Source organism: Microcella alkaliphila (assembly GCF_004216855.1).
Classification (GTDB): Bacteria; Actinomycetota; Actinomycetes; order Actinomycetales; family Microbacteriaceae; genus Microcella; species Microcella alkaliphila.
The window spans coordinates 63,099-87,599 of sequence record NZ_SGXT01000016.1 but is presented as its reverse complement, the minus strand read 5'-3'; the positions used below and the strand labels follow the sequence as shown (position 1 = coordinate 87,599).

The 24,501-nt window shown below is 67.7% G+C and carries 21 protein-coding genes; 15 read left to right on the top strand and 6 right to left on the bottom strand.

The features are described 5' to 3' along the window. The first annotated feature begins 27 nt into the window (after window positions 1–27). The 6 genes from atpA to EV140_RS09080 are packed head-to-tail and all read left to right on the top strand — an operon-like array spanning window position 28 to window position 5,697. Window positions 28–1,662 carry a F0F1 ATP synthase subunit alpha gene (gene atpA / locus EV140_RS09105; protein ID WP_130283200.1) on the top strand — a complete coding sequence of 545 codons (1,635 nt, stop codon included), beginning with the start codon at window positions 28–30 and terminating at the stop codon, window positions 1,660–1,662. 44 nt (window positions 1,663–1,706) lie between these two features. Beyond that, complete coding sequence (locus EV140_RS09100) at window positions 1,707–2,609, top strand: F0F1 ATP synthase subunit gamma (protein ID WP_130283198.1); 903 nt, start codon at window positions 1,707–1,709, stop codon at window positions 2,607–2,609. A 59-nt stretch (window positions 2,610–2,668) separates the two neighbouring features. Then, window positions 2,669–4,135, top strand: a complete 1,467-nt coding sequence (gene atpD / locus EV140_RS09095) for a F0F1 ATP synthase subunit beta (RefSeq protein WP_130283196.1) — start codon at window positions 2,669–2,671, stop codon at window positions 4,133–4,135. Window positions 4,136–4,137: 2 nt separating this feature from the next. Beyond that, entirely contained in the window at window positions 4,138–4,398 is a 261-nt protein-coding gene (locus EV140_RS09090; RefSeq protein WP_096422053.1) for a F0F1 ATP synthase subunit epsilon, read from the top strand. A gap of 19 nt (window positions 4,399–4,417) precedes the next feature. Further along, window positions 4,418–4,927, top strand: coding sequence for a P-loop nucleotide/nucleoside kinase family protein (locus EV140_RS09085; protein ID WP_231924086.1), 510 nt, complete (start codon window positions 4,418–4,420; stop codon window positions 4,925–4,927). Next, window positions 4,924–5,697 carry a YaaA family protein gene (locus tag EV140_RS09080; protein ID WP_241971398.1) on the top strand — a complete coding sequence of 258 codons (774 nt, stop codon included), beginning with the start codon at window positions 4,924–4,926 and terminating at the stop codon, window positions 5,695–5,697. The genes EV140_RS09085 and EV140_RS09080 overlap by 4 nt, the downstream gene beginning before the upstream one ends. Window positions 5,698–5,729: 32 nt before the next feature. Here EV140_RS09080 and EV140_RS09075 read toward each other — a convergent pair whose 3' ends face one another. Continuing rightward, a complete protein-coding gene (locus tag EV140_RS09075) occupies window positions 5,730–6,359 on the bottom strand; it encodes a DNA-3-methyladenine glycosylase I (protein WP_198674411.1) in 630 nt (209 codons plus the stop codon). Window positions 6,360–6,455: 96 nt separating this feature from the next. Between EV140_RS09075 and EV140_RS09070 the strand changes: the two genes are divergently transcribed. Further along, window positions 6,456–7,421, top strand: a complete 966-nt coding sequence (locus EV140_RS09070; RefSeq protein ID WP_130283194.1) for an aldo/keto reductase — start codon at window positions 6,456–6,458, stop codon at window positions 7,419–7,421. On the opposite strand, the gene EV140_RS09065 is transcribed toward EV140_RS09070, so the two are convergent. From EV140_RS09065 to EV140_RS09045, 5 genes are all read right to left on the bottom strand, one after another. After that, the gene (locus EV140_RS09065) at window positions 7,418–8,473 is read right to left on the bottom strand and encodes a hypothetical protein (protein WP_130283192.1); all 1,056 of its coding nucleotides are present in this window, start codon (window positions 8,471–8,473) and stop codon (window positions 7,418–7,420) included. The two genes, EV140_RS09070 and EV140_RS09065, sit on opposite strands and share 4 nt — an antisense overlap. Window positions 8,474–8,500: 27 nt before the next feature. After that, the gene (locus EV140_RS09060; protein WP_130283190.1) at window positions 8,501–9,067 is read right to left on the bottom strand and encodes a TspO/MBR family protein; all 567 of its coding nucleotides are present in this window, start codon (window positions 9,065–9,067) and stop codon (window positions 8,501–8,503) included. Between the two features lie 105 nt (window positions 9,068–9,172). Next, a complete protein-coding gene (locus EV140_RS09055) occupies window positions 9,173–9,724 on the bottom strand; it encodes a TspO/MBR family protein (RefSeq protein ID WP_130283188.1) in 552 nt (183 codons plus the stop codon). A 96-nt stretch (window positions 9,725–9,820) separates the two neighbouring features. Beyond that, window positions 9,821–11,203 carry an aspartate aminotransferase family protein gene (locus tag EV140_RS09050; protein ID WP_130283538.1) on the bottom strand — a complete coding sequence of 461 codons (1,383 nt, stop codon included), beginning with the start codon at window positions 11,201–11,203 and terminating at the stop codon, window positions 9,821–9,823. A gap of 95 nt (window positions 11,204–11,298) precedes the next feature. Further along, a complete protein-coding gene (locus EV140_RS09045; protein WP_096422039.1) occupies window positions 11,299–11,766 on the bottom strand; it encodes an Lrp/AsnC family transcriptional regulator in 468 nt (155 codons plus the stop codon). A gap of 123 nt (window positions 11,767–11,889) precedes the next feature. On the opposite strand from EV140_RS09045, the gene EV140_RS09040 reads away from it, so the two are divergent. Genes EV140_RS09040 through EV140_RS09005 form a run of 8 tightly spaced genes read left to right on the top strand, consistent with a single transcriptional unit; the run spans window position 11,890 to window position 24,476 of the window. Continuing rightward, the gene (locus tag EV140_RS09040) at window positions 11,890–13,329 is read left to right on the top strand and encodes a gamma-aminobutyraldehyde dehydrogenase (RefSeq protein ID WP_130283186.1); all 1,440 of its coding nucleotides are present in this window, start codon (window positions 11,890–11,892) and stop codon (window positions 13,327–13,329) included. 20 nt (window positions 13,330–13,349) lie between these two features. Continuing rightward, the gene (locus EV140_RS09035) at window positions 13,350–13,916 is read left to right on the top strand and encodes an FHA domain-containing protein (protein ID WP_130283184.1); all 567 of its coding nucleotides are present in this window, start codon (window positions 13,350–13,352) and stop codon (window positions 13,914–13,916) included. After that, a complete protein-coding gene (locus EV140_RS09030; RefSeq protein WP_130283182.1) occupies window positions 13,913–14,704 on the top strand; it encodes a PP2C family protein-serine/threonine phosphatase in 792 nt (263 codons plus the stop codon). The genes EV140_RS09035 and EV140_RS09030 overlap by 4 nt, the downstream gene beginning before the upstream one ends. Window positions 14,705–14,749: 45 nt before the next feature. Then, window positions 14,750–16,159, top strand: coding sequence for a serine/threonine-protein kinase (locus EV140_RS09025; RefSeq protein ID WP_130283180.1), 1,410 nt, complete (start codon window positions 14,750–14,752; stop codon window positions 16,157–16,159). 3 nt (window positions 16,160–16,162) lie between these two features. Further along, the gene (locus EV140_RS09020; protein ID WP_130283178.1) at window positions 16,163–18,388 is read left to right on the top strand and encodes an Ig-like domain-containing protein; all 2,226 of its coding nucleotides are present in this window, start codon (window positions 16,163–16,165) and stop codon (window positions 18,386–18,388) included. Window positions 18,389–18,392: 4 nt separating this feature from the next. Then, window positions 18,393–22,100, top strand: a complete 3,708-nt coding sequence (locus EV140_RS09015) for an Ig-like domain-containing protein (RefSeq protein ID WP_130283177.1) — start codon at window positions 18,393–18,395, stop codon at window positions 22,098–22,100. A 31-nt stretch (window positions 22,101–22,131) separates the two neighbouring features. Continuing rightward, on the top strand, window positions 22,132–23,100 hold the full coding sequence (locus EV140_RS09010) for an AAA family ATPase (protein WP_130283175.1): 969 nt from the start codon (window positions 22,132–22,134) through the stop codon (window positions 23,098–23,100). Beyond that, window positions 23,097–24,476: a DUF58 domain-containing protein gene (locus EV140_RS09005; RefSeq protein WP_130283173.1), complete on the top strand. Its 1,380-nt coding sequence runs from the start codon at window positions 23,097–23,099 to the stop codon at window positions 24,474–24,476. The genes EV140_RS09010 and EV140_RS09005 overlap by 4 nt, the downstream gene beginning before the upstream one ends. Window positions 24,477–24,501 lie beyond the last annotated feature (25 nt).

Sequence of the window (24,501 nt, the reverse complement as noted above, 5' to 3'; positions counted from 1 at the left end):
TCGGGACGCAACGACGAAGGAAAAGACATGGCAGAACTTTCGATCAGCCCGGACGAGATCCGCGATGCGCTGAAGGACTTCGCGAACTCGTACGAGCCCGGCGCCGTCGCGGCGACCGAGGTCGGCCGGGTGGTGGATGCCGCGGACGGCATCGCCCACGTCGCGGGCCTCCCGAGCGTGATGGCGAACGAGCTGATCCGTTTCTCGGACGGCACGCTCGGCTTGGCGCAGAACCTCGACGAGAACGAGATCGGTGTCGTCGTGCTCGGCGAGTTCACCGGCATCGTCGAGGGCATGGAGGTCACCCGCACGGGCGAGGTGCTCTCTGTCCCCGTCGGTGACGGCTACCTCGGTCGCGTCGTCGACCCGCTCGGCTCGCCGATCGATGGCCTCGGAGACATCGCAGGCGAAGGCCGTCGCGCTCTCGAGCTGCAGGCCCCCGGCGTTATGCAGCGCAAGAGTGTGCACGAGCCCATGCAGACCGGCATCAAGGCGATCGACGCCATGATCCCGATCGGACGCGGCCAGCGTCAGCTCATCATCGGCGACCGTCAGACCGGTAAGACGGCGATCGCGATCGACACGATCATCAACCAGAAGGCCAACTGGGAGTCGGGGGACGTCTCGAAGCAGGTTCGCTGCATCTACGTCGCCGTCGGCCAGAAGGGCTCGACGATCGCGGCCGTCAAGGGCGCGCTCGAGGACGCCGGAGCCATGGAGTACACGACGATCGTCGCCGCTCCCGCCTCGGACCCCGCGGGCTTCAAGTACCTCGCTCCGTACACCGGTTCGGCCATCGGCCAGCACTGGATGTACGGCGGCAAGCACGTCCTCATCATCTTCGATGACCTGTCCAAGCAGGCCGAGGCCTACCGCGCCGTGTCGCTTCTGCTGCGCCGCCCGCCGGGGCGCGAGGCCTACCCGGGTGACGTCTTCTACCTGCACTCCCGTCTGCTCGAGCGTTGCGCGAAGCTCTCGGACGAGCTGGGCGCAGGGTCGATGACCGGACTGCCGATCATCGAGACGAAGGCGAACGACGTTTCCGCGTACATCCCGACCAACGTGATCTCGATCACCGACGGCCAGATCTTCCTCCAGTCGGACCTGTTCAACGCGAACCAGCGTCCCGCGGTCGACGTGGGTATCTCGGTGTCGCGAGTCGGCGGTGACGCGCAGGTCAAGAGCATCAAGAAGGTCTCCGGAACCTTGAAGCTGGAGCTCGCGCAGTACCGCTCGCTGGAAGCCTTCGCGATGTTCGCCTCCGACCTCGACGCGGCCAGCCGTCGCCAGCTCGCCCGCGGTGCCCGCCTGACGGAGCTGCTGAAGCAGCCACAGTACTCGCCGTACCCCGTCGAAGAGCAGGTCGTGTCGATCTGGGCCGGAACGAAGGGCAAGCTCGACAGCATCGCCGTCGACGACATCCTGTCATTCGAGCGCGAAATGCTGGACCACCTTCGTCGCAACACGTCGATCCTCACGACTCTTGCCGAGAAGAACGTTCTCGACGATGCGACCGAGGCCGAGCTCGAGAAGGCCGTCGACAGCTTTGTCGCTGAGTTCGTCGGGGGAGGCTCCGGCGGTGTGCAGGCCGGCCACGAAGAGTTCGACGAGACCGAGGCCGAGGACATCAACCAGGAGAAGATCGTCCGCCGCAAGCGCTGACGACACCCTCACCCGACGTCCACACCGAAGGAAAGACGACACTCATGGGAGCGCAACTTCGGGTCTACCGGCAGAAAATTCGTTCTGCCCAGACGACCAAGAAGATCACGCGCGCGATGGAGCTCATCTCCGCCTCGCGAATTCAGAAGGCGCAGGCCCGCATGGCTGCGTCGACGCCCTACGCTCGCGCGGTGACGCGCGCGGTTTCGGCGGTCGCCACCTACTCCGACGTCGATCACGTGTTGACGACGGAGCGCGAGACGCCCACCCGCGCCGCCGTGCTGATCTTTACGTCCGATCGCGGACTCGCCGGAGCGTTCAGCTCGCAGGTGATCCGCGAGGCCTCCGAGCTGCGGACGCGGCTCGAGGGGGAGGGCAAAGAGGTTGTGCACTACCTCGTGGGTCGAAAGGCGGTGCAGTACTTCGCCTTCCGTCGGCGCGCGAGCGCGCAACAGTGGACGGGCAACACCGACCAGCCCGAGTTCGGCACCGCCAAAGAAATCGCCGACACCCTTGTCGAGGCATTCATCGCCGGTGGCGAGAGTGAGGGCGGCGTTGATGAGATTCACGTCGTCTACAACCGCTTCGTGAACCTGGTCTCCCAGGTTCCGGAGATCGTGCGGGTGCTTCCGCTCGAGATCGTCGACGGTGTGGATGACCCGGGTGACACCGAGCTGTTGCCGCTCTACGCGTTCGAACCGGACGCTGATGAGGTGCTCGACTCTCTGCTGCCGGTCTACATCGAGAGTCGCATTTTCAATGCGATGCTGCAGTCCGCCGCATCCGAACACGCGGCCCGTCAGAAGGCGATGAAGTCGGCGAGTGACAATGCCGACACGCTCATCCTCGACTACACCCGACTCGCGAACAACGCGCGTCAGGCCGAGATCACCCAGCAGATTTCCGAGATCGTGGGCGGCGCAGACGCCCTGGCCTCGTCAACATAGACGCCGCACGGACGCGTCCCCACTCAGACACAGCGCGCTGTTAGACAGGAAGAGAAACCATGGCTACCGCAACAACGAAGAAGAAGCCCGCGACGGAATCGGTGCCAGCCGGAGGTGGGCGGGTCGCCCGCGTCACCGGTCCGGTGGTCGACATCGAGTTCCCGCATGACGCGATCCCCGGAATCTACAACGCGCTGCAGACCGAGGTCACGATCGGTGAGACGACCACCACGCTTACGCTGGAGGTCGCCCAGCACCTCGGCGACGACCTGATCCGCGCGATCGCCCTCAAGCCCACGGATGGCCTCGTTCGCGGCCAGGTCGTGCGCGACACCGGCGCACCGATCTCGGTCCCGGTCGGCGACGTCACCAAGGGCAAGGTGTTCAACGTCATCGGCGAGGTGCTGAACGCAGCCCCGGGCGAGAAGATCGAGATCACCGAGCGCTGGCCCATCCACCGCAAGCCCCCGGCCTTTGACCAGCTCGAGTCGAAGACGCAGCTGTTCGAGACCGGCATCAAGGTCATCGACCTGCTCACTCCGTACGTGCTCGGCGGAAAGATTGGCCTCTTCGGCGGCGCCGGTGTGGGCAAGACGGTTCTGATCCAGGAAATGATCCAGCGCGTTGCGCAGGACCACGGCGGTGTGTCGGTGTTCGCGGGCGTCGGCGAGCGCACCCGTGAGGGCAACGACCTCATCGCGGAAATGGATGAGGCCGGCGTCTTCGACAAGACGGCACTCGTCTTCGGCCAGATGGACGAGCCGCCGGGAACGCGACTGCGCGTCGCCCTGTCGGCGCTCACGATGGCCGAGTACTTCCGCGACGTGCAGAAGCAGGACGTTCTGCTGTTCGTCGACAACATCTTCCGCTTCACCCAGGCCGGTTCCGAGGTCTCCACCCTGCTCGGCCGCATGCCGTCCGCGGTGGGCTACCAGCCGAACCTCGCGGACGAGATGGGCATCCTGCAGGAGCGCATCACCTCGACGCGCGGTCACTCGATCACCTCGCTGCAGGCGATTTACGTTCCTGCCGACGACTACACCGACCCGGCCCCGGCAACGACGTTCGCGCACCTTGACGCGACCACCGAGCTGAGCCGTGAGATCGCGTCGAAGGGTCTCTACCCCGCGGTCGACCCCCTCACCTCGACGAGTCGTATCCTCGACCCGCTCTACATCGGCGAGGACCACTACCGGGTGGCAACGACCGTCAAGCAGATTCTGCAGAAGAACAAGGAACTGCAGGAGATCATCGCGATCCTCGGCGTCGACGAGCTCAGTGAAGAGGACAAGATCACGGTGTCGCGTGCCCGTCGCATCCAGCAGTTCCTCTCGCAGAACACCTACATGGCGAAGAAGTTCACCGGTGTTGAGGGCTCGACTGTCCCGCTGAAGGACACCATCGAGTCGTTCGACGCGATTGCCAAGGGCGAGTTCGACCACGTGGCCGAGCAGGCCTTCTTCAACGTCGGCTCGATCAGCGACGTCGAAGAGAAGTGGGCGCAGATCCAGGCGGAGAACGAGTAATCGTGGCCGAGCTGTCCGTCAGCGTCGTCGCCGCCGACCGCGAAGTGTGGTCGGGCGCGGCGAAGCAGATCGTCGCGCGCACGACCGAGGGCGAAATCGGAATCCTGCCGGGACACGAACCCGTGCTGGGCATTCTGGGCGCCGGCGAGGTGCGCATCACCCCCGTATCGGGGTCGCCGATCATCGCGCGCGCCGAAGACGGCTTCCTCTCCGTTGAGAACGACACCGTGACGGTCGTCGCGGGTTTCGCCGAAATCCAGTAGCCCTTTCGTGCTCGTCGCCATGGCCGGCCTCCCCGGCTCGGGGAAGTCGGCCGTGGCCGAGCAGATCGCCGCACGGTTGTCGATACCGGTTGTCTCCGTCGACCCGCTTGAGTCAGCGATTCTCAGCGCCGGCATCGACGCGGGGCAGCCCACGGGCCTCGCCGCCTACCTTGTTGCCGAGCGTATTGCGGAAGCGGTTCTGCGCTCACGGCAGAGCCTGATCGTCGACGCGGTCAACGCGGTCCAGCCCGCCAGGGAACAGTGGGTGACGCTGGCCGATCGCTATGGCGTGGAAGTGCGCTTCATCGAGGTGGTGTGCAGCGACCGCGACGTGCATCGCGCGCGCCTGGAGCAGCGCAGACGCGACCTCGCGCACATCGCCGAGCCGTCGTGGTACGCGGTGGAACAGTCGCTCGACGAGTACGCGCCGTGGTCGCATCTCGCCGAGCAGCGTCCGCGGCTCCAGCTCGACACGGTCGAACCGCTGCCCGATCTCGTTGATCGGGCCGTCGCCTTCCTCCGCTCGTGACGATCATCCTCCTGCCCCCGTCGGAGACGAAGCGTGACGGGGGAGAGCCCGCGCGCGACGATCTGGCGCCGAGATTTCCGACACTCGTCGACCCGCGACGAACGGTGCGCCGTGCGCTCGACGAGCTGGTCGCCGGAAGTGATGACGAGGTCATCGCGCGGGCGCTCAAGGTGGGTCATCGAGCGGCCGCCGCGGAGCTTGCGCGTGACCGAGCCCTCGACGAGGCACCCATGATGCCAGCGATCGACCGCTACACGGGTGTGTTGTACGACGCGCTCGACGCCGGCTCCCTGGGCGCCGCAGAGCGGCAGGTGCTGGGTACATCGGTGCTCGTTCAGTCGGCACTGTTCGGACTCCTTAGCGCGCTCGAGCACATTCCGGCGTACCGGTTGTCGGCCGACTCGCGACTGCCGGGGGTGTCGCTGAAGCGGGTCTGGGCACACGCGTGCACCGAGGCCCTCGCCCGCACGGGCGAGACGCTCGTCGACCTTCGCTCGGCGAGCTACGCAGCGCTCGGGCCGTTACCGAACGCCTCGCCTGTTCAGGAGGTCGCCACGGTGTCCGTGGTGGCGAGGGATGCTGACGGTACCACGCGCGCGCTGAACCACTTCAACAAGCGCGGCAAGGGCTTGTTCGTGCGCGATCTGGTGTCTGCTGGCCATCTACCCGCAACGCTCGATGACCTGTGCGCCCGCGCCGCGGGCCTCGGGTGGGAGCTTCGCCGTGCGGGGAAGGACTCGCTGGAACTCGTCGTGCCGCAGGATCGCTGACCCGGGCACGCCGTGTCGACGCCTGACACGCGCTAGTCGTCGGCGCGCCAGCAGCCAGCGACGTGATCGTCAACGACGCCCGTTGCCTGCATCAGGGCGTACATCGTCGTCGGGCCGACGAAGCGAAAACCGCGCGACTTGAGCGTCGCGGCGAGTGCTCGCGACGCCTCCGTGTGCGTCGGAACATCGGCGAGGGTGCGTGGTCGCTGACGTTCGGACGGCTCGGGGGCGAACGACCACACGAGCGCGTCGAGCGCGTGCGTCTGCTCCGCCTGCCACGCCACCAATGCTCGGGCGTTCGCCACGGTCGCCTCGATCTTTCGCCGATTGCGGATGATCGCGTCGTCGTCGAGGAGCCGGGAGACGTCAGCATCGCCGAATTGTGCGACCGCCGCGGGATCGAAGCCCGCGAACGCCGAGCGGAAACCGTCGCGGCGGCGCAGAATCGCCAGCCACGACAGCCCCGACTGAAACCCTTCGAGCGCAATGCGTTCGAACAGCGCCCGGTCGCCGCGCACCGGAACACCCCACTCGTCGTCGTGGTAGTGCTGCACGTCGGCGGTGTCGCCGACCCAGGCGCAGCGCGCGCGCCCATCGGGGCCGATCACGGTGGCGGGGGAGATGGTGGCGGCGTCAGCAGTGTTGATCGAGGTCTCGGGCATGCGGGGAACGCTACCGGGCGCACCCGACGCCGTGCGAGCATCCCGAGCCTCACGGGGAGACGGGACGTCGATCCCGGATTTGGGAGGATAGGAGGCATGACAGAGATGACGTACCGCACCCTCGGCGCCTCGGGACTTCGGGTCTCGAGCGTCGGGCTCGGCTGCAACAACTTCGGGCGACCCGGCACCGCGACGGAGGAGCAGGAGGGCGCGGCGCGCGTCATGCACGCCGCCATCGACCACGGCATCACGCTCTTCGACACGGCCGACATCTACGGCTACGCCTACGGTCGCAGTGAAGAAATGATGGGCGAGGCGCTCATCGGCAAGCGTGACCAGATCGTGCTCGCGACGAAGTTCGGTCACACCGACTACGAGAGCCCGATTCCGCACTGGGGGGCGCGCGGATCCCGCCGTTACGTGCGACTCGCCGTCGAGCAGAGCCTCACGCGATTGAAGACCGACTGGATCGATCTCTACCAGCTCCACACACCCGACCCGCTCACGCCGATCGAGGAGACCCTCGCCGCCCTCGACGAGCTCATCGACGAGGGCAAGATCCGCTACATCGGGCACTCCAACTTCGCCGCCTGGCAACTCGTCGAGGCCGACCTCGTCGCGCAGCTGCACGGCCACGAGCGCTTCATCTCGGCGCAGAACGAGTTCAACCTCCTCACGCGCGACGCGGAGCGAGAGTTGCTGCCTGTCGCGGAGAGCTACGGTGTCGGCTTCCTGCCCTGGTTCCCGCTCTACAACGGCCTGTTTACTGGCAAGTTCAGCCGCACCGGAGGCCCGACCGATTCCCGCATCATGCGTCAGCGACCTCACCTTCTGGAGGGCGCGCCCTGGGACGCGATCGACGCATACGAACGCTTTTGCCACGACCGCGGCATCGGGATGCTCGAGGCAACGATCGGATGGCTTTTGTCGCGTCCCGCCATGGCGTCCATCATCGCGGGGGCAACAACCGTCGAGCAGGTTGCGCAAAACGCCGCCGCAGTCTCCGCATGGACCCCGGCCGCGGAGGACCTGGATGCGATCGATCAGCTCTTCCCGATCTAGTCGTCGGGCTCGGCCTCCTGCGGGGTGACCGAGATGTTGATCGCTCGGTTCAGCTCCGCGGCTTCAGCGTTCAGGGCCTCGAGATCGGCAACGAGGGCGTTGTAGCGATCAACGGCGGCGTTCAGGGCATCGCGCGACGCTTCAAGCGCCTCCTGGCGGGCAATGATGTCGGCCCGCTCGGCGGCGAATTGCTCCTCGCTGTCGAAGGCGCCCGGCGTATCGGCGCGCTCGTTGAAGTCGGCGATGTCGGCGGCGAGTTCGTCGGATTCGCGGATGAATTCGGCACGGTCGGCGTCGATCACGGCGGAGAGTTCCGTGAGGTCGTCTTGCAGTGCCTCGAGCCGCCGGTCAAGGTCGCGGAACACGGCGTTCGCCTCGGCGTACAGCCCCGTCACGCGATCACGGTCGTCAAACCATCCCGAATAGTGCTCGACCAGGACCGGGGAAAGGTCGGCAACCTCGGTTCCGAGGATCGCGTAGAGCTCGGGGATTCGTGAGCTCGGGTCCACCTCCTCGTATAGCGCGATGCGCTCCACCAGCTCGTGATCGGGGCCGAGCGCGGCAAATGCCTCCTCGAGGGGGCCAGCGAGCGCTTCCTGTTCTTCCCTCCCCATCCGGTCCCACACGGCGTGCAGCATCTCGTGAGCGGCAACGACGACCTGCAGGCCCTCGAGCTCGGGTGAGCTGATCGGGAAGAGGAAGATGCGACCGTCTGCGAGGGTGTAGCACCCGAGTACGCCGATTCCCGGTTCGCGGAAGGTGCACACATCGTCGAACTCGGTCGTCGGCACGATCTCGGGGCGGCTGGCATAGAAGTAGAACCGACCACGATCACTGAGCCCAGCACGGTCGGCGAGCGCGGAGATCTCGGCCGGCGGCGTGTAGCGGGCGACGGTCCACTGATCGGCGACAACCCGCGGATTCTGAACGCCCCAGGCAACGCCTCCGAGAATTGCGAACTGCACGGCGACCATGAGGACGGCGAGACTCAACGCGATCGCGCGCCCGACCCGCGCGGCAGGCGACAGGGGGCGGGGGTGGTGGGCGGTCACACGACCACGGTAACGCGCGAGTCGACACTAGAGCGCCAGCACGGCAACGGCCGCGTTTAATGTCATGGCGTACAGCACCCAACCAAATGCGGGGATCAGAAGCAGGGCCCCACCGCGGCTCAGTTCCCAGAAGCGGAACAGGGTGGCCAAGAGGACGATCGCGGTCAGCACGATCACGATGAGCGCGGCCCACGGCCCTGCAGCGCCGACAACACCGCCGAGTCCGAAGAATGCGGGAGCCCAGATGGCGCCCAGCGCAAGCTGAAGGACGTAAACCGTCAATGCTGCCGATCGCTCCTCGGATTCGGGAGTCAGCCAGACAAGCCACGCTCCGACTGCCATCAGGCCGTGGCTGAGGCCGAGCACCGGGGCGAACGCGTCATCGGCGGGGGTCCACATCGGTTTGTCGGCCGATGCGTACCAGCCGGCCACCGCATGGCCCGCGACGAGGGCGCCGGTCAGCGCGACCGTTGCGCCGATGATGAGGAACGTGAGCAGCGTCGCGATGGAACGCGCCCGCGTCGGACGCGACTCCCCGCGCACGGCGGTCGCGTTCGTCGCGCGCGTCGCGCCGCGGGGTCCCTGCTCAATCACGCGTTGAGCGTAGAAGTCGAGCCTCCACGTCTTCTGCGCGTCAACTCACGACGAGCCGAATCCCCCCTCAGGGACGGCGGGCGATCACGATCGTTGACACGCTCTCTAGGGCAGGATCACCGCGTAGGCCACGGTGATGGAGGCGGCGTAAATCACCCAGAGTGCGTACGGTGCCGTGAGGATGCTTGCTGTGCGTCGGACTTGCCAGAACTCGCTGGTCATCACGACGAGAGACAACAGCAACGCCATGTGAATACCGAGGGCAAGCCAGGTGGCGAGCGATCCGATGGCCGGATACAGGGCGAAGAACACGGGTGACCACAGGCAGTTGAGCACCATCTGAATGACGTAGGCCGTCAGCGCGATCGTCACCCGCCGCCGTCGACGCTCACGCCACACCAGCCACGCAGCGATGGAGATGCTCAGATACAGCGCCGACCACACGACACCGAAAACCCAGTTGGGGGGCACCCATATCGGGGGCGCGACCTCGGCATACCAGCCGTTGATGTGCGGGCGCGACACGGCGGAGCCGAACATGGCGATCAGGGCGTTCACCGCGATGAGGCTGGCGAGAACGAGAACGTCGGCGGGGTTGAGCGCGCGGGCCCGTCGCCGGGTCGCCGGGGGAGGCGGGGGCGCAACCGTCGTCGTCATGTGCCGAGTATGGCGGATTCCCAGGCGCGCCGCGCGGGGTAGACAGGGGGTCGGGTCGCCGCTATCGTCGCGCGCGACCCGACCGAACGGTGTCGATTACAGGCGGTTGGATGCCTCGGTCAGAACCGCACGCAGAATCGCCTCGATCTCGTCGAACTCCTTCGGGCCGATGGTGAGCGGCGGCGCGAGCTGAATCACGGGGTCTCCGCGATCATCCGCACGGCAGTAGAGTCCGGCGTCGAACAGCGCTTTCGAGAGGAAACCGCGCAGCAGTCGCTCCGACTCGTCCTCGTTGAAGGTTTCGCGCGTCTCCTTGTTCTTGACGAGCTCGATACCGAAGAAGTAGCCCTCACCGCGGACGTCACCGACGATCGGCAGGTCCTTCAGGCGCTCGAGCGCGGCTCGGAACTTCGGGGAGTTCTCGCGCACGTTCTCGAGGATGTTCTCTTCCTCCATGATCGCGATGTTCTCGAGAGCGACGGCCGCCGAGACCGGGTGACCGGCGAAGGTGTAGCCGTGGTAGAACGCGGTTTGGCCGTGCTTGAACGGCTCGTACAGGCGATCGCTGACGATCATCGCGCCGAGCGGTGAGTAGCCACTCGTGAGGCCCTTCGCGCTCGTGATGATGTCGGGAACGTAGCCGAGGGCGGTGCAGGCGAACATTTCGCCGATGCGACCGTACGCACAGATGACCTCATCGCTGACGAGCAGCACGTCGTACTTGTCGCAGATCTCGCGGACGCGCTGGAAGTAGCCGGGGGGCGGCGGGAAGCAGCCGCCCGAGTTCTGCACCGGCTCAAGGAACACAGCGGCCACGGTGTCAGGGCCCTCAAAGAGGATCGCCTCTTCGATACGGTTCGCAGCCCACTGCCCAAACTCTTCCAGCGAGCCGTGGAACCCCATTTCTTCGGCGCGGTAGTAGTTCGTGTTGGGAACGCGGAATCCGCCGGGCGTCAGCGGCTCGAACATCTCCTTCATGCCGGGGATGCCGGTGATCGCGAGGGCGCCCTGCGGCGTGCCGTGGTAAGCGACCGCCCGCGAGATGACCTTGTGCTTCATGGGCTTGCCGGTCAGCTTGAAGTACTGCTTGGCGAGCTTCCAGGCCGACTCGACGGCTTCGCCGCCGCCGGTGGTGAAGAACACGCGGTTCAGGTCACCGGGCGCGTAGTCGGCCAGCTTGTCGGCGAGCTCAATCGCGGCCGGGTGGGCGTATGACCACAGGGGGAAGAACGCGAGCTCTTCCGCCTGCTTGCGTGCGGCCTCGGCGAGACGCTCACGGCCGTGACCGACCTGCACGACGAACAGTCCAGAGAGGCCATCGATGTACTTCTTGCCCTCCGCGTCGAAGACGTGGTGACCCTCGCCGCGCACGATGATGGGGACGCCGTTGCCGGCCTCCATTCCCGACTGGCGCGCGAAGTGCATCCACAAATGGTCCTTCGCCTTACGCTGCAACTCAGCGTGCTCGCTCGCGGCCATGGCACCGTCGAGGGCCCCGTCGGCAACCACGCTGTGCTCGTCGTGGCGCGTGGTCTCGACCTTGTGGGCCTTCTTCTTACTGCGCGTGAAAATGCTCATCTCGTTCCCCAGTTGTAGAACTGCTTCTGCAGTCGTAGATACACAAATGTCTCGGTACTCGCCACGCCCTCGATGCCGCGGATGCGCGTGTTGAGCAGGCTGATCAGGTCATCGTCGTTCTCGCACACCACTTCGGCGAGGATGTCGAAGCTGCCGGCGGTTAGCACGACGTAGTCGACGGCCGGGATGCTCGCGAGAGTTTCTGCGACCGCCGTCGTGTCGCCGGTCACCCGGATGCCGATCATGGCCTGTCGATAGAAGCCCAGCTGCATTGGGTCAGTCACGGCGACGACCTGCATGACGCCGGCGTCGGTGAGTTTCTGCACGCGTTGGCGGACGGCTGCCTCACTGAGGCCAACGGCCTTGCCGATCTCGGCGTATGAGCGTCGACCGTCGGTCTGCAGCTGTTCGACGATGGCTTTCGACACCTCGTCGAGCTGTACCGGTTTCGGGCGTGCGGACATGCTCCTGATTCTGACAGCGCAAGCAGGCTTTGGCAAGCGATTCCGCATCACCATGGGGATAATTGCGACGGAATCCGTTGTCAGACTCTGGATTCGTGCCGTGAGCGCCGCTATCGTGGCCCCATGAGTGAGACGATTCTGCGCCCCATCATCGACGGAACCGAGGTCGAGAGCGCCGCCAGCGACGCCATCGCCCTCATCGACCCGGCGACCGAGGAGGTGTACGCGCACGCTCCCATCACGACAGCAGAGGAGATCGATCGCGCCTATGCCGCCGCGGATCGCGCCTTCGCCTCGTGGGGCCGCACCACTCCCGCCGAACGTCAGCTCGCACTGTTCCGCCTCGCCGATGCCATGGAGGCTCACGCCGACGAGTTCGCCGACCTGGAGTCGCAAGACACCGGAAAGCCGCGCGCCTCTCTGGTGGCCGACGAGATCGATCAGTCCGTTGATCAGCTGCGCTTTTTCGCCGGCGCCGCGCGCGATCTCGATGGGCGTTCCGCCGGAGAGTATCTCGCCGGGCACACGTCATTCATTAGGAGGGAGCCCGTCGGCGTCATCGGGCAGGTCACGCCCTGGAACTACCCGCTCAACATGGCGGTGTGGAAGATCGCTCCGGCGATCGCGGCAGGGAACACCGTCGTCCTGAAGCCGTCCGACACGACGCCGCAGTCGACGTTGCTGCTCGGCCGACTCGCCGCCGAGCACCTTCCGGCAGGGGTTCTCAACGTCGTCACCGGCGACCGCTCGACGGGCGCAGAGCTCCTGCAGCACGCGACGCCGCAGATGGTCGCCATAACCGGCTCCGTCCGCGCGGGCATGCAGGTTGCTCGTGCCGCCGCCGACGACCTGAAGCGCGTGCATCTCGAGCTCGGCGGGAAGGCGCCGGCCATCGTGTTCCCCGACGCCGACCCCGAGAAGGTCGCGGAGGGTCTCGTCCTCGCCGCCTACTTCAATGCGGGACAGGACTGCACGGCCGCGACGCGGGTCATCGTGCACGAGTCGGTCCACGACGACGTCGTGGCGGCGCTCGTCTCTCGGGCGCGCTCGCATGCCCGAACTGGCGCGCCGCACGAGGACGGAATCCTGTACGGCGCCCTCAACAACGTCGACCAGCTTGCCCGCGTTTCGGGCGTGATCGAGCGCCTACCCGCTCACGCGGAGATCGTGACCGGCGGTGCACGTCAGGGCGACCGCGGCTACTTCTTCGAGGCGACGATCGTGACCGGCATGCGACAAGACGACGAAGCGGTGCAGGAGGAGATTTTCGGACCCGTCCTCACGGTTCAGACCTTCCGCACCGAGGAGGAGGCACTCGCGCTGGCGAACGGTGTGCGGTACGCCCTCGCCGCGTCCGTCTGGACCGACCATCACGCGAGGGCGATGCGTTTCAGCCGCGATCTCGACTTCGGATGTGTGTGGATCAACACCCACATCCCCTTCGTGAGCGACATGCCGCACGGCGGCTTCAAGCACTCCGGCTACGGCAAGGACCTCTCGCACTACGGCTTCGAGGACTACACGCGCATCAAGCACGTCATGAGTTATCTCGGCGAGGAATGATCTCGGGGTAGCGTGGCGGGGTGCGCGCCGACGACTCTGACAACCGCGAGAGGCGCGATATCGACGACACGATCATCCGCCTTGTCGAACCGTCCGAGGCCACGGCCGAGCGTCCGATCAGCGTGGCGGTCGACGATGTGCTGCGGTCGCTGCCGGGCGTCCGGGCAGTGCGCCACGTCGAGGACGACGACGCCAGCGACGAGGCTCCCGCTTCCGATACCCCTCGATGGATGCTCGCGGTGCGCGGCACGACCACGGTCGTGCCCCTTGACCGCCCGGTCATCATCGGGCGCGCTCCCGGCGGGTCTCGTGTGCCCACCGGGGCCGACCCCCGCCGACTGGTGGTGCCCGCCGACCGCGCCGGCATTTCGTCGACGCACGCGCGTATCGAGCAGCTCGGCCAGACCCTCGTGGTGACCGACCTCGGGTCGACCAACGGCCTGCACGTACACTGGGCGACTGGGCCTGCCCGAAGGCTCCGGCCGGGCGAGGCGTGTGCCGTCCTGCCCGACACTGCCGTCGACCTCGGCGACGGCATTGTGCTCGAGTTCCGCCCCTACCCGCCCGCCCACGAGGAGTCGTCGTGACCGCCATCGGCCGCAGCACCGTGCGCCACATCGTGGGGCTTCCCCAGCGTTCGGGCGCCATTGAGCTTGCCTGGCACGGCGTCACACACGTGGGCTACCGGCGCGCCCACAATGAAGACAGCTACCTCGCCGACGTGCCGCTCTTCGCCGTCGCCGACGGGATGGGCGGCCACCTGCACGGCGACCGTGCGAGCGACGCGGTGGTTCGGCGTCTGCAGGCAGCGGGGACGGGCGACTTTGTGGGCCGCGACGAGATCGCGGATGCCCTCCACCGGGCCACCTGGGACATCCACGATCTCGACGAAGAAGAGCGCGGAATCGGCACGACCGTGACGGGCGTGGCTCTGACGGCCGACGAGGCGGGCGCTCGTCTCACCGTGTTCAATGTCGGCGACTCGCGGGTGTACGCGTTCACGGGCAATGAGCTCCGTCAGGTGACGGTCGACCACTCGCTGGTGCAAGAGCTCGTGGCTGCCGGCGACATCGCCGCGGAGGACGCCGAGGCGCACCCCGAGGCGAACGTCATCACGCGCGCCGTGGGCTTCTCGCTGGAGCCCGACATCGACTTCGTCGACCTCTCCCTGGAAACCGGGATGCGCCTGCTGCTGTGCTCCGACGGTCTGACCAAGGAAGTCCCGCACGAGCGGTTGCGTCTGCATTTGGCCGCCCGCCTGAGCGCTCGCGAGACGGCCAACGCACTGCTGGATGCGGCTCTCGCGCAGGGCGGTCGCGACAACATCACGTTAATCGTGATCGACGTGGTACGCGCCCCTGCCGCCGCGAACTGAGCGGACCTCCTACACTTATCGCAATCACACCGGGAGGGGGGTCTCGTGGTGCTCCGTCGGCCATCAGTGCCTCCGATCCTGCCCGGGTTCACGCACGTGCGCCTGCTCGGTACCGGTGGCTTTGCCGACGTCTTTCTCTACGAGCAGAACATGCCGAGGCGCCAGGTGGCCGTGAAGGTCATGCTTGCCGACGTCGTCACCGAGAGCGTGCGCCGCATGTTCCAGGTCGAGGCGAATCTGATGGCCCAGCTGTCGTCGCACCCGGGGATCCTCACGGTGTACCAGGCGAGCATCTCGGCGGATGGGCGGCCCTATCTCGTCATGGAGCTGTGCAGCGCGCAGTTGGCTGACCGGTTCCGCACGGAGCGCATCCCGGTCGCCGAGGCGGTGCGGATCGGCGTGCAGATCGGCAGCGCCATCGAGACCGCCCATCAAAGCGGTGTGCTGCACCGAGACATCAAGCCGTCCAACATCTTGACGACGCTGTTCGGGCACCCCGTTCTCAGCGACTTCGGAATCGCCGCGAGTCTCGGGGCCGCGCCGGATGTGGGGGAGACCGTCGGGATGTCTGTGCCCTGGTCCGCGCCGGAGGTCCTGCTGGATGAGACCACCGGAACGATCGCCAGCGAGATCTGGTCGCTGTCCGCAACCCTCTATTCGCTCATCGCCGGCCGATCCCCGTTCGAGGAACCCGGTGGCGCGAACGAGACGCGGGACCTCATCGCCCGCATCACCCGCGCCCGCCTGCCCGCCATCGGGCGCGATGACGTTCCGGCGTCTCTCGAGGCGGTGCTGCGCCGCGGCATGAGCAAAGACCCCGCCAAACGTCAGCAGAGTGCGCTCGAGCTCGTCCGCGACCTGCAGCGCATCGAGGCCGAACTCGGACTGGCGCCGACCCATGCCGACATCGCGGTCGACGACTGGGCCCGCGCCATCAGCGGCGACACGGGAGAGCAGACGGTCGTGCGGGCGGCGTCTTTCCGCACGCCGACATCGGGGAAGTCTCGCCGTCGCCGTCGGCGCCCGATCGAGCCCGATCAGACGGTGGCCTCGGCCGAAGCCGGCACCGATACCCGCCGTCGCAGCACGAGCTCGCGGCGATCGAACCTCATCGCGACAGCACTCATCGTGATCGCCCTGGTCGTGGTGGGACTGGGCGCGACAGCGACGTGGCTCGCCGTGCAGAACGAAGACGGTTCCCTCCCGCGCGTGACCGATGTTCGTGCAGAGGCCGACGGCTCCGAAGTGACCTTCATGTGGGATGACCCGGGCCTCACCGCGGGTGACAGTTACCACGTGCGCGTCGACGACGGCACGCCCGCTCTGCAGCGCACTCCCGAGTTCGCGGTCGTGGCGGAACCCGGCCAGCGCGTCTGCATCATCGTCCGAGTCGCGCGCGAGGGTCGCATCGGTCCCGCGAGTGCCGAGCAGTGCATCCAGACCGAGGGGGCATAAGCGATGGTTCTGGCCGCTGCGACTCGGCGTGCGTCACGCCGACGGTCCGCGTGGCTGAGCGCCGTCAGCGGAACCCTGATCGCCGCCGTCGTGTCGACCGTCGCCATTCTGTACGACGGTTTTGAAGCGCAGCGTGCCGACCTGAACGACGGCGCTCTCTGGGTGACGAGCGGCGAGCGGCAAGCGGTCGCGCGCGCCAACGTGCAGATCGGCGCACTCGACGCTCTCGTGGAAACGGAGGGCGCCGACCTCCGCGTGCGCCACTACGGCGCCGACGTTGTCGTGATCGACCAGCAGAACGCCTCCGCCGACGTGCTCGATGTTGCCCGCGCGCAGATCGACTACTCGGTTCCGTTGCCGCCGACCGACGCCGACGTGCAGTTCGTCGGGGAGACCGTCGTCGTCCACACGAGCGTGACGGGCGAGCTGTGGACGGTCCCGTGGGTGCTGTTCGACGACTTCGACACGACACGGGCCGCGCCGCTGTCGTTCGGCCCAGGGTCACGGGTGGCCGCGACCGAGATGTTCGGTGTGCTCGTCGCCGCGCCCTCCACGGGCGAAATTCACCGCTTGGCGCCCGACCGGCTCGACCGGGTGGCGGAGACCTGGGAGGTCCCGGCGACCGACGCGAGCGACCTTGAGCTCACGATTGCGGCGGGCACGTGGTGGGCCTACGAGCCGGAAACCCGCACGCTGTGGCGAGACGGCGAACCCATCGATCTCTCCGCGGTCGTCGGCGAGGGTGATGTCGCGCTCGCGCAACCGAGCGACACCGCGACCGAGTTGGTCGTGGCGACGAGCTCCGGCGCCGTCGCCGTGTCGGCGACCGGCGAGCTGCGCACGATCGTAAGCGACCGGGCCGGTGCTCCCGTCGCGCCGGTCGTGATCGACGGATGCACGATCATCGCCTGGGCGGATGCCTCCGCGTGGCGCTCCTGCGCGAACCCGCCCTCCGTGTCGCTCACAGGTCTCGTGCCCACGGACACGCTGGAGTTCGTCGTCCGCGACACGCGGGTCGTACTGAACGATCGTGCCTCAGGGGCGGTCTGGGACGTGCTCGGTACCGGAGCTCTCATCGACAATTGGGACGACCTGCTCGCGCAGGAGCAGGACGAGCGCGACGAAGTGGTGGACGCGCTGGACGTGCCACCCGAGACCGAGCGCGTGCAGCAACCGCCCGTCGCGGTCGATGACGAATTCGGTGCCCGGCCCGGGCGCTCGACGGTCCTTCCCGTGCTGCTCAACGACAGCGATCCGAACGGCGACGTCCTCGTGATCAGCGAGGTCACCGAATTGGATGCGTCGCTTGGGCGCCTCGACATCGTCGACAGCGCGCAGAAAGTGCAGCTGACGCTGCCGCCCGATGCGTCGGGCGTCCTCAGTTTCGGGTACACGATCACCGATGGGCGTGGAGGCTCGGACTCCGCGACCGTCGTCGTCACGGTGCGGCAGCCGTTCGAAAACGGTGCCCCCTTCCAGGTTCGGCCCGCCCGCACGACGGTCGCCGAGGGGGGACGCGTGTCGGCGAACGTCCTCGGCGAGTGGGTCGACCCCGACGGTGACCCGATCTTCCTCGAGGAGGTGAGCGTCGCATCCCCCGATCAGGTCGCATCGCGACCCGACGGACGCGTGACGTTTGCCGAGCGTGGGGGCGTGGGTGAATTGCGCTCCGTCCAGTTGCGGGTGTCCGACGGCGCCCTCGCCGGCGACGGCGAACTGGCGGTGACGGTCCGACCCGCCGGCCAGGTTCCGATCATCGCCGAGCCGTTCGCGGTGCAGGCGTTCGCCGGCCAGGAGGTGCGCATCGAGCCGCTGCGCTCGGTCCGCGGCGGCAGCGGCGTCATTCGACTTGTGTCGGTGCCCGAGCGCGCCGGTGCCGTGATCACGCCGCGGCTCGAACGCGGATTCTTCCGCTTCTCATCAGACGAAGTGCGCACCCACTACGTCGAATACGTCGTCAGCGACGGTGACCAGACGGCGACAGGGCTCGTTCGGGTGGACGTCTCGGCACCGCCCGAACTCGCTGTGCCGATCACGGTGCCGAAAACCGCCTACGTGCGATCGCTCAGCAGTGCCACCGTCGCGGTCGCCACGACCGACATCGACCCGGCTGGCGGGGTGCTCGTCGTCACCGGGGTCACCGACGTGCCGAGCGGCAGCGGCATCCGCGCCGAGGTGATCGACCAACGCGACGTGCGCATCTCACTCACTCACTCGCCCGCTCGGTAGCCCCGTGGACGTCTCCTACCGGGTCTCCAACGGCTTTGCGGACGCGGTCGGCACGATCACGGTCATGGAGATTCCGCGCCCCGAGACGCTGCAGCCCCCGATCGCCAACGACGACTCCGTGACGGTTCGAGTGGGAGACGCCGTAACGATCCCCGTGCTCGACAACGACGAACACCCCGATGACGAGCCGATCACCCTGAACCCCGAACTCGTTCGCGGGCTCGAGGGCGACGACGGATTGCTGTTCGTGAGCGGCGACCGACTGCGGTACCTCGCGCCCGACCGCCCGGGCGACTTCACCGCCGTGTACGAGGTGCTCGGTCCGCTCGGAATCGAGCGCGCGCAGGCGACCGTGCGCATCAGCGTGCGCGAGGTCGATGAGGCGACGAACGCCCCGCCGGTGCCGCGAACGATCACGGCGAGAGTCATCGCCGGCGAGACCGTTCGGATCCGCGTGCCGGTTGGTGACATGGACCCGGATGGCGACTCGGTGCAAGTGGTCGGCCAGGAGACCGCGCCCTCGCGCGGCCTCGTCGTCGACTCCGGCATCGACTTCTTCGATTACCAGGCCGGTGAATACGCGGCCGGCACGGATGAGTTCCGCTACACCGTCGTCGACTCCCTGGGCGCGCGGGCATCCGGCACCATCCGGGTGGGCATCAGCCCGCGACTGGAGGGTGCACGCAACCCCGTTGCCAACGACGATCAGGTCACGGTTCGTCCGGGCGGCAGCGTACTCGTGCCGGTGCTCGAGAACGATTCCGACCCAGACGGCAGTGTGCTGCGCGTCGTGTCCGCTGACGTGACCGATCCCCGCACGACGGCCGAGATCGTCGACGGTCGCTACGTGCGGCTCGTCCCCCCCTCGGCGGTCGGATCGTACGGCGCGATCTACACCATCGAAAACGAGTTCGGGGGAGCGTCGCAGGCGTTCGTCACCGTCAATGTCGTTGCCGACGCGCCGTTGCTGGCTCCGACAGCCCGCGACGTGGTGCTGTCGCTCTCGGACATCCTCGATCGCGAGACCGTGGACGTCGACGTGCTGGCGCGCGCGTTCTTCGCCGAGGGCGACGTGGGCGCGCTCGGCGTGCGCATGGTCCCGGGCTTCGAACAGGCGGGCACGGTGCTGCCCGACCGGCGTATTCGCGTCGCCGTGGGGGAGCGGCGCCAGATCATCCCGTTCTCCCTCGTACACCCGGCGGACCCCTCCGTGACCGGGACCGCGTTCATCTGGGTGCCAGGAACGGCCGACGCGCTGCCGCAGCTCGATCGTCGCGCGCCGCGCATCCGCGTGGTGAGTGAGCAGGCCATCACGATTCCGATCAACGATTACGTGATCGCGGTTGGCGGGCGACAGGTGCAGCTGACCGACATCGCAACGGTGCGCGCATCGAACTCCGACGGCTCGTCGCTGGTCGTCGATTCGCAGACGCTGCGATTCCGCTCGAGCGACCTGTACTTCGGTCCGGCGTCCCTGTCGTTCGAGGTCACAGACGGCGTGTCGCCGACCGATCCCGACGGGCGCGTCGCGACGATCGTCTTGCCCATCGAGGTGGCGCCCCGCGAGAACCAGCCGCCGGTGCTGGTCGGCGCGACGATCGAGCTGGAGCCGGGCGGTAGCCGTGAACTCGATCTCGTTCGCGTCACCTCGTACCCGTACCCCGACGATCTCGACGAACTCGAGTACCGGCTGACGCAGTCGCTGCCCGAGGGCCTCACCATCGACATCGCCGGGCAGCGCGCGATCGTCAGCGTCGCACCGGGTGTGCCCCGCGGAACGCGGCTCGGCGCGGCGGTGGGGGTCCGGGACGCCGCGGCCGACGGTACCCCCGGGCGGATCGATGTGCTCGTCGTTCCGTCGACCCGACCGCTCGCCAGGCCCGCTGACGACTCTGCCATTGCCCCGCGCGGCCAGACGACCACGGTTGACGTGCTCGCCAACGATGCGGCGACGAATCCGTTCCCGTCCGTGCCGCTGCGGGTTGTCGACATTCGCGGGCTCGACAACGCGCGCATACCCGCGGGAGTCACCATCCAGCCGAGCGCTGATGGTCAGCGCTTGCAGGTGACGGTCGCATCGACGGCATCACCCGGCGACACCGTGCTCGAATACCAGGTCGCCGACGCCACCGATGACCCCGAGCGGTACGTCTGGGGGAGTGTGCGAATCTCCGTGCAAGACGTGCCCGACCCGGTGACGGGGCTCCGGGTGCAGGAGTTCGCCGACCGCTCCCTCGTGCTCGCCTGGCAACCCGGCGGCTCTAACAACGCGCCGATCCAACGCTTCGACGCCGTCGTCACTCGCGTCGCGGACGGCGCGGTGACGGCCACCGTGCCCTGTTCGGCCTCGCCCTGCACCGTGCCGACGCCGGGCAACGGGCCGGACAACCGCGTCCGCATCGCGGTGTCCGCCGTCAACGCGCAGGGCCCGAGTGCGCCAACCTCCCTTCCCGATCCCGTGTGGTCGGACCTCGTGCCGCCTGCCCCCGACACCCTGACGCGGTCGCCGCTGGACCGCGGGATGCGGGTGGGATGGACGAAACCCGATCAGCCCGCCTCGGCGTCTCCTATTCGCCGTTACATCGTGACGGTGGGGCCGGTGACGCGCGAGGTCACGGTGTCGGCGGGGGACCCGGTCGGTACGCCGTACTGGCTGAACGTGGTGGACACCGGAGCTCTGCAGAACGGCACGAGCTACACGATCACGGTGAGCGCGCGAAACGAGGCGTTCGGACCGCTGACCAACTGGAACAGCGCGGAGACCTCCGGCACGCCGGCGGGCGCGCCACTCAGTCTGGCCACGCCGAGCGCCGAGCAGTCAGGCAACCCCGCGAGCCCCGCTGATGGTCAGACAGTGCGCGTCGACTGGGCTGGCGCCTTCGGGTCGAACGGTCGTCCCATCGACCGCTTCTACGTGTGGCACACGGACGGCGGCGAGGCGCCTCCCAATTGCGAGGTGACGGGGGTCGAGGAGGGGTCGCCGACGTTGTCGCCGCCGGCAGGCACGACCCGCGTCGCCGGTGATGTCACGCAGCACACGATCTCGGGACTCGCGGGCGATCGCACATACCGTGTGGTTGTCTACGCGCACAACGGCCAGGGATGCACCTGGAGTCCGGAGACGACCGCGAGGACCGTCGCCCAGCCCGGTCGCGTGACGGCGATCACGACGGCGGGCGGGGTAGAACTCGCCCCGGGCCGGTGGGAGACGAGGATCACGGCGGTGACGACAAACGCTCCGGGGGAGCCGATTCCGTTCGTGCAGTACCGCTACGTCGGTGACGGCGTGAGCACGGCACCATCGACGCCAGCAACGTTGCCCGTTACGCCACAGGATGGCACGCGCCACTACGGCCGCCAGCTCGGCGTGGATGTTCGCGTGTGCCGAGACGTAGGCGCCCTCAACTGTGGCCCATGGTCGAGCACCTTCTCCATTCCGGTCGCCGTTCTGATCGACGTTCAGCCGACGTTCGTCATCACGGACGGCCCTGCGCCCGAGCGCACCGCAACGATCACCTGGACTCCGATCGATGAGGCGAACCGTCCCGCGTACACGGGCGTCGAGTATCTCTGTCGGGCTCAGCCCGACGATGAGCCGCTGTCGATCGAATCGGGATCGTGTGAGATCGCCGCGCCCCCGTCCTCCGACCCTCGGCTCGAGGTCACCGTTAGCGTGGGGGGCACGAGCTTCGTCCGGATCTACCGACCGTGACCGAGCACCGACACCGACGAAGGACTTCGCCATGACGATGACCCCCGAGCAGGCGCAGTGGTTTTCCGGCCTCGCCGAGCGGATCGTAACGAACGTCGAATCGGTGCTCCTCGGCAAGTCATACGTCGTGCGCCTCGGACTCACCGCGATGTTGAGCGAGGGGCACCTGCTGCTCGAAGACGTGCCGGGGACGGGGAAGACCTCCCTCGCGCGGGCGCTGGCTGAGAGCATTCGAGGCACGACGCAGCGTGTGCAGTTCACTCCCGACCTGCTGCCGGGCGACATCACGGGCATCACGGTCTACGACCAACGCAGTGGCGAGTTCTCCTTTCACCCCGGCCCGGTGTTCGCGACCGTCGTCCTGGCCGATGAGATCAACCGGGCTAGCCCGAAAACACAGTCGGCGTTGCTTGAGGTAATGGAGGAGGGGCACGTCACGATCGACGGAACGACTCACCCGGTCGACGCGCCCTTCCTGGTCATTGCCACCCAGAACCCGATCGAACAGGCCGGCACCTACCGTCTGCCGGAAGCGCAGCTCGACCGCTTCCTCATCCGCACGGCGATCGGCTACCCCGATCACGCGTCGACCGTAAGGATCCTCGCGGGAGCGTCGGGGCCGCGCGCCACGGTGCTCGAGCCGGTCATCGACCTCGACACCGTGCGCACCATGATCGATGCGGCGCGCACGGTTCATGTCGATCCGGTGATCGGTGACTACGTGGCGCGTCTCGTGGAGGCGACCCGCGCGCATGCCGATGTCCGGCTCGGGGCGAGCGTCCGCGGTGCCCTGGCGCTCGTGCGGTGCGCGAAGACGTTCGCGGCCCTCGACGGACGCCACTACGTCATTCCCGACGACGTGAAGTCGCTCGCCGAACCGGTGCTTGCGCACCGACTCGTTCTCGACCCCGAGGCCGAATTCGATGGCGTCACGCAGGCGTCCGTTATCGCTCAGGTCGTCGTGGAGACCGCCCCGCCGAGCGACCGGGTCGCCGTGTGACAGACGGGTCATCACCGCGGTCGACCGTCACGCGGGAGGTCACCGGCTCCTCCGGGGGGTCAACGGTTACCACCGCGCGCACCCGGCTCGTCGGCGAGCGGACGGGGTGGTCGGCGGATGCTCTGGTCACTGTCGTGCGCGCCGGTCGCGTAATCGGCCGTGTCGCCTCGCGTTTAGGCCGCGCCGCCTCCTCCGTGGTGACCCCCCTCGGCTGGGTCGTCATCGCCGTCGCGCCTCTGTCGCTCGGGGCGGGGTATCTCTGGGGCTGGACGGAACTCGTCCTCGCCGGTGCCGTCGGCGTGGCGCTCACGCTCGTCGCCGTCGCCTACCTGGTGGGCAGGATCCGACTGCACTTCCAGCTCGTTCCGCCGCCGGTTCGGGTCGCCGTCGGTGACCAGGCGCACGCCCGGCTGGTCGTGACGAACCCCACCTCGCGGCGCTCGTTCGGGACGGTCGTCGACCTGCCCGTCGGCGAGCGCATCGTCCCCATCGCGGTTCCCGGCATTGGCCCGGGCGATCGGGTCGAGCTGTCCGTCGCCCTCCCGACCGATCGTCGTGGCCGCCTGACGGTGGGGCCGGTGAAGACCGTTCGGGCTGATCCCGTGGGGCTCGTGCGTCGCGAGTACCACTGGGCCGATGCGGCCGAGTTCATCATCCACCCGCGCACCATCGACGTGCCGTCGACGTCGAGTGGTCTCGTGCGCGATCTCGAGGGCCAGCCGACCCGAGACCTGACCGTGAGCGATCTGGCGTTTCATGCGCTGCGCGAATACGTTCCCGGAGACGATCGCCGCCACATCCACTGGAAGTCGTCGGCGAAAACCGGCACCTTCATGGTGCGGCAGTTCGAGGAAACCCGTCGCAGTCGGATGCTGCTCGCACTGAGCATTGCGAGTGTCGACTTCGGTTCCGATGCTGAGTTCGAGCTCGGCGTGAGTGCGGCGGCGAGCCTGGGCGCGCGCGCCATTCGCGACGCCCGCGATGTCGACGTTCTCGTCAGCGAGATCACTCCCGAATTCGCGAAGCGGGCCGTCGTCGCCGTGCGGCCGCTGCCGACGCTCACCCCCAACCGCCTGCTGGATGAGCTCGCCGTCGTCGAACACGGGCCCGCGGCTCTCGGCGTCGTCGACGTCGCGCGTCTCGCCTGCGATGCGGTGCCGGGCGTATCGGTCGCGTTCCTCGTGGTCGGCTCCACGGTCGCACCGCGTCGCCTGCGCACGGCCGCCGCAGCGTTTCCTGCCTCCGTCGAGGTCATTGCGGTGCAGTGTGACCCCGACACAGTGCCGGGCCGGCGCAGTCTCGGTTCCTTGACCGTTCTGACGGTGGGGTCGCTCACCGATCTTCGACGCGCCATCCGGGGAGGGGAGACCGAGTGAGTCCTTCGCCGAGCCGCTCGACAGC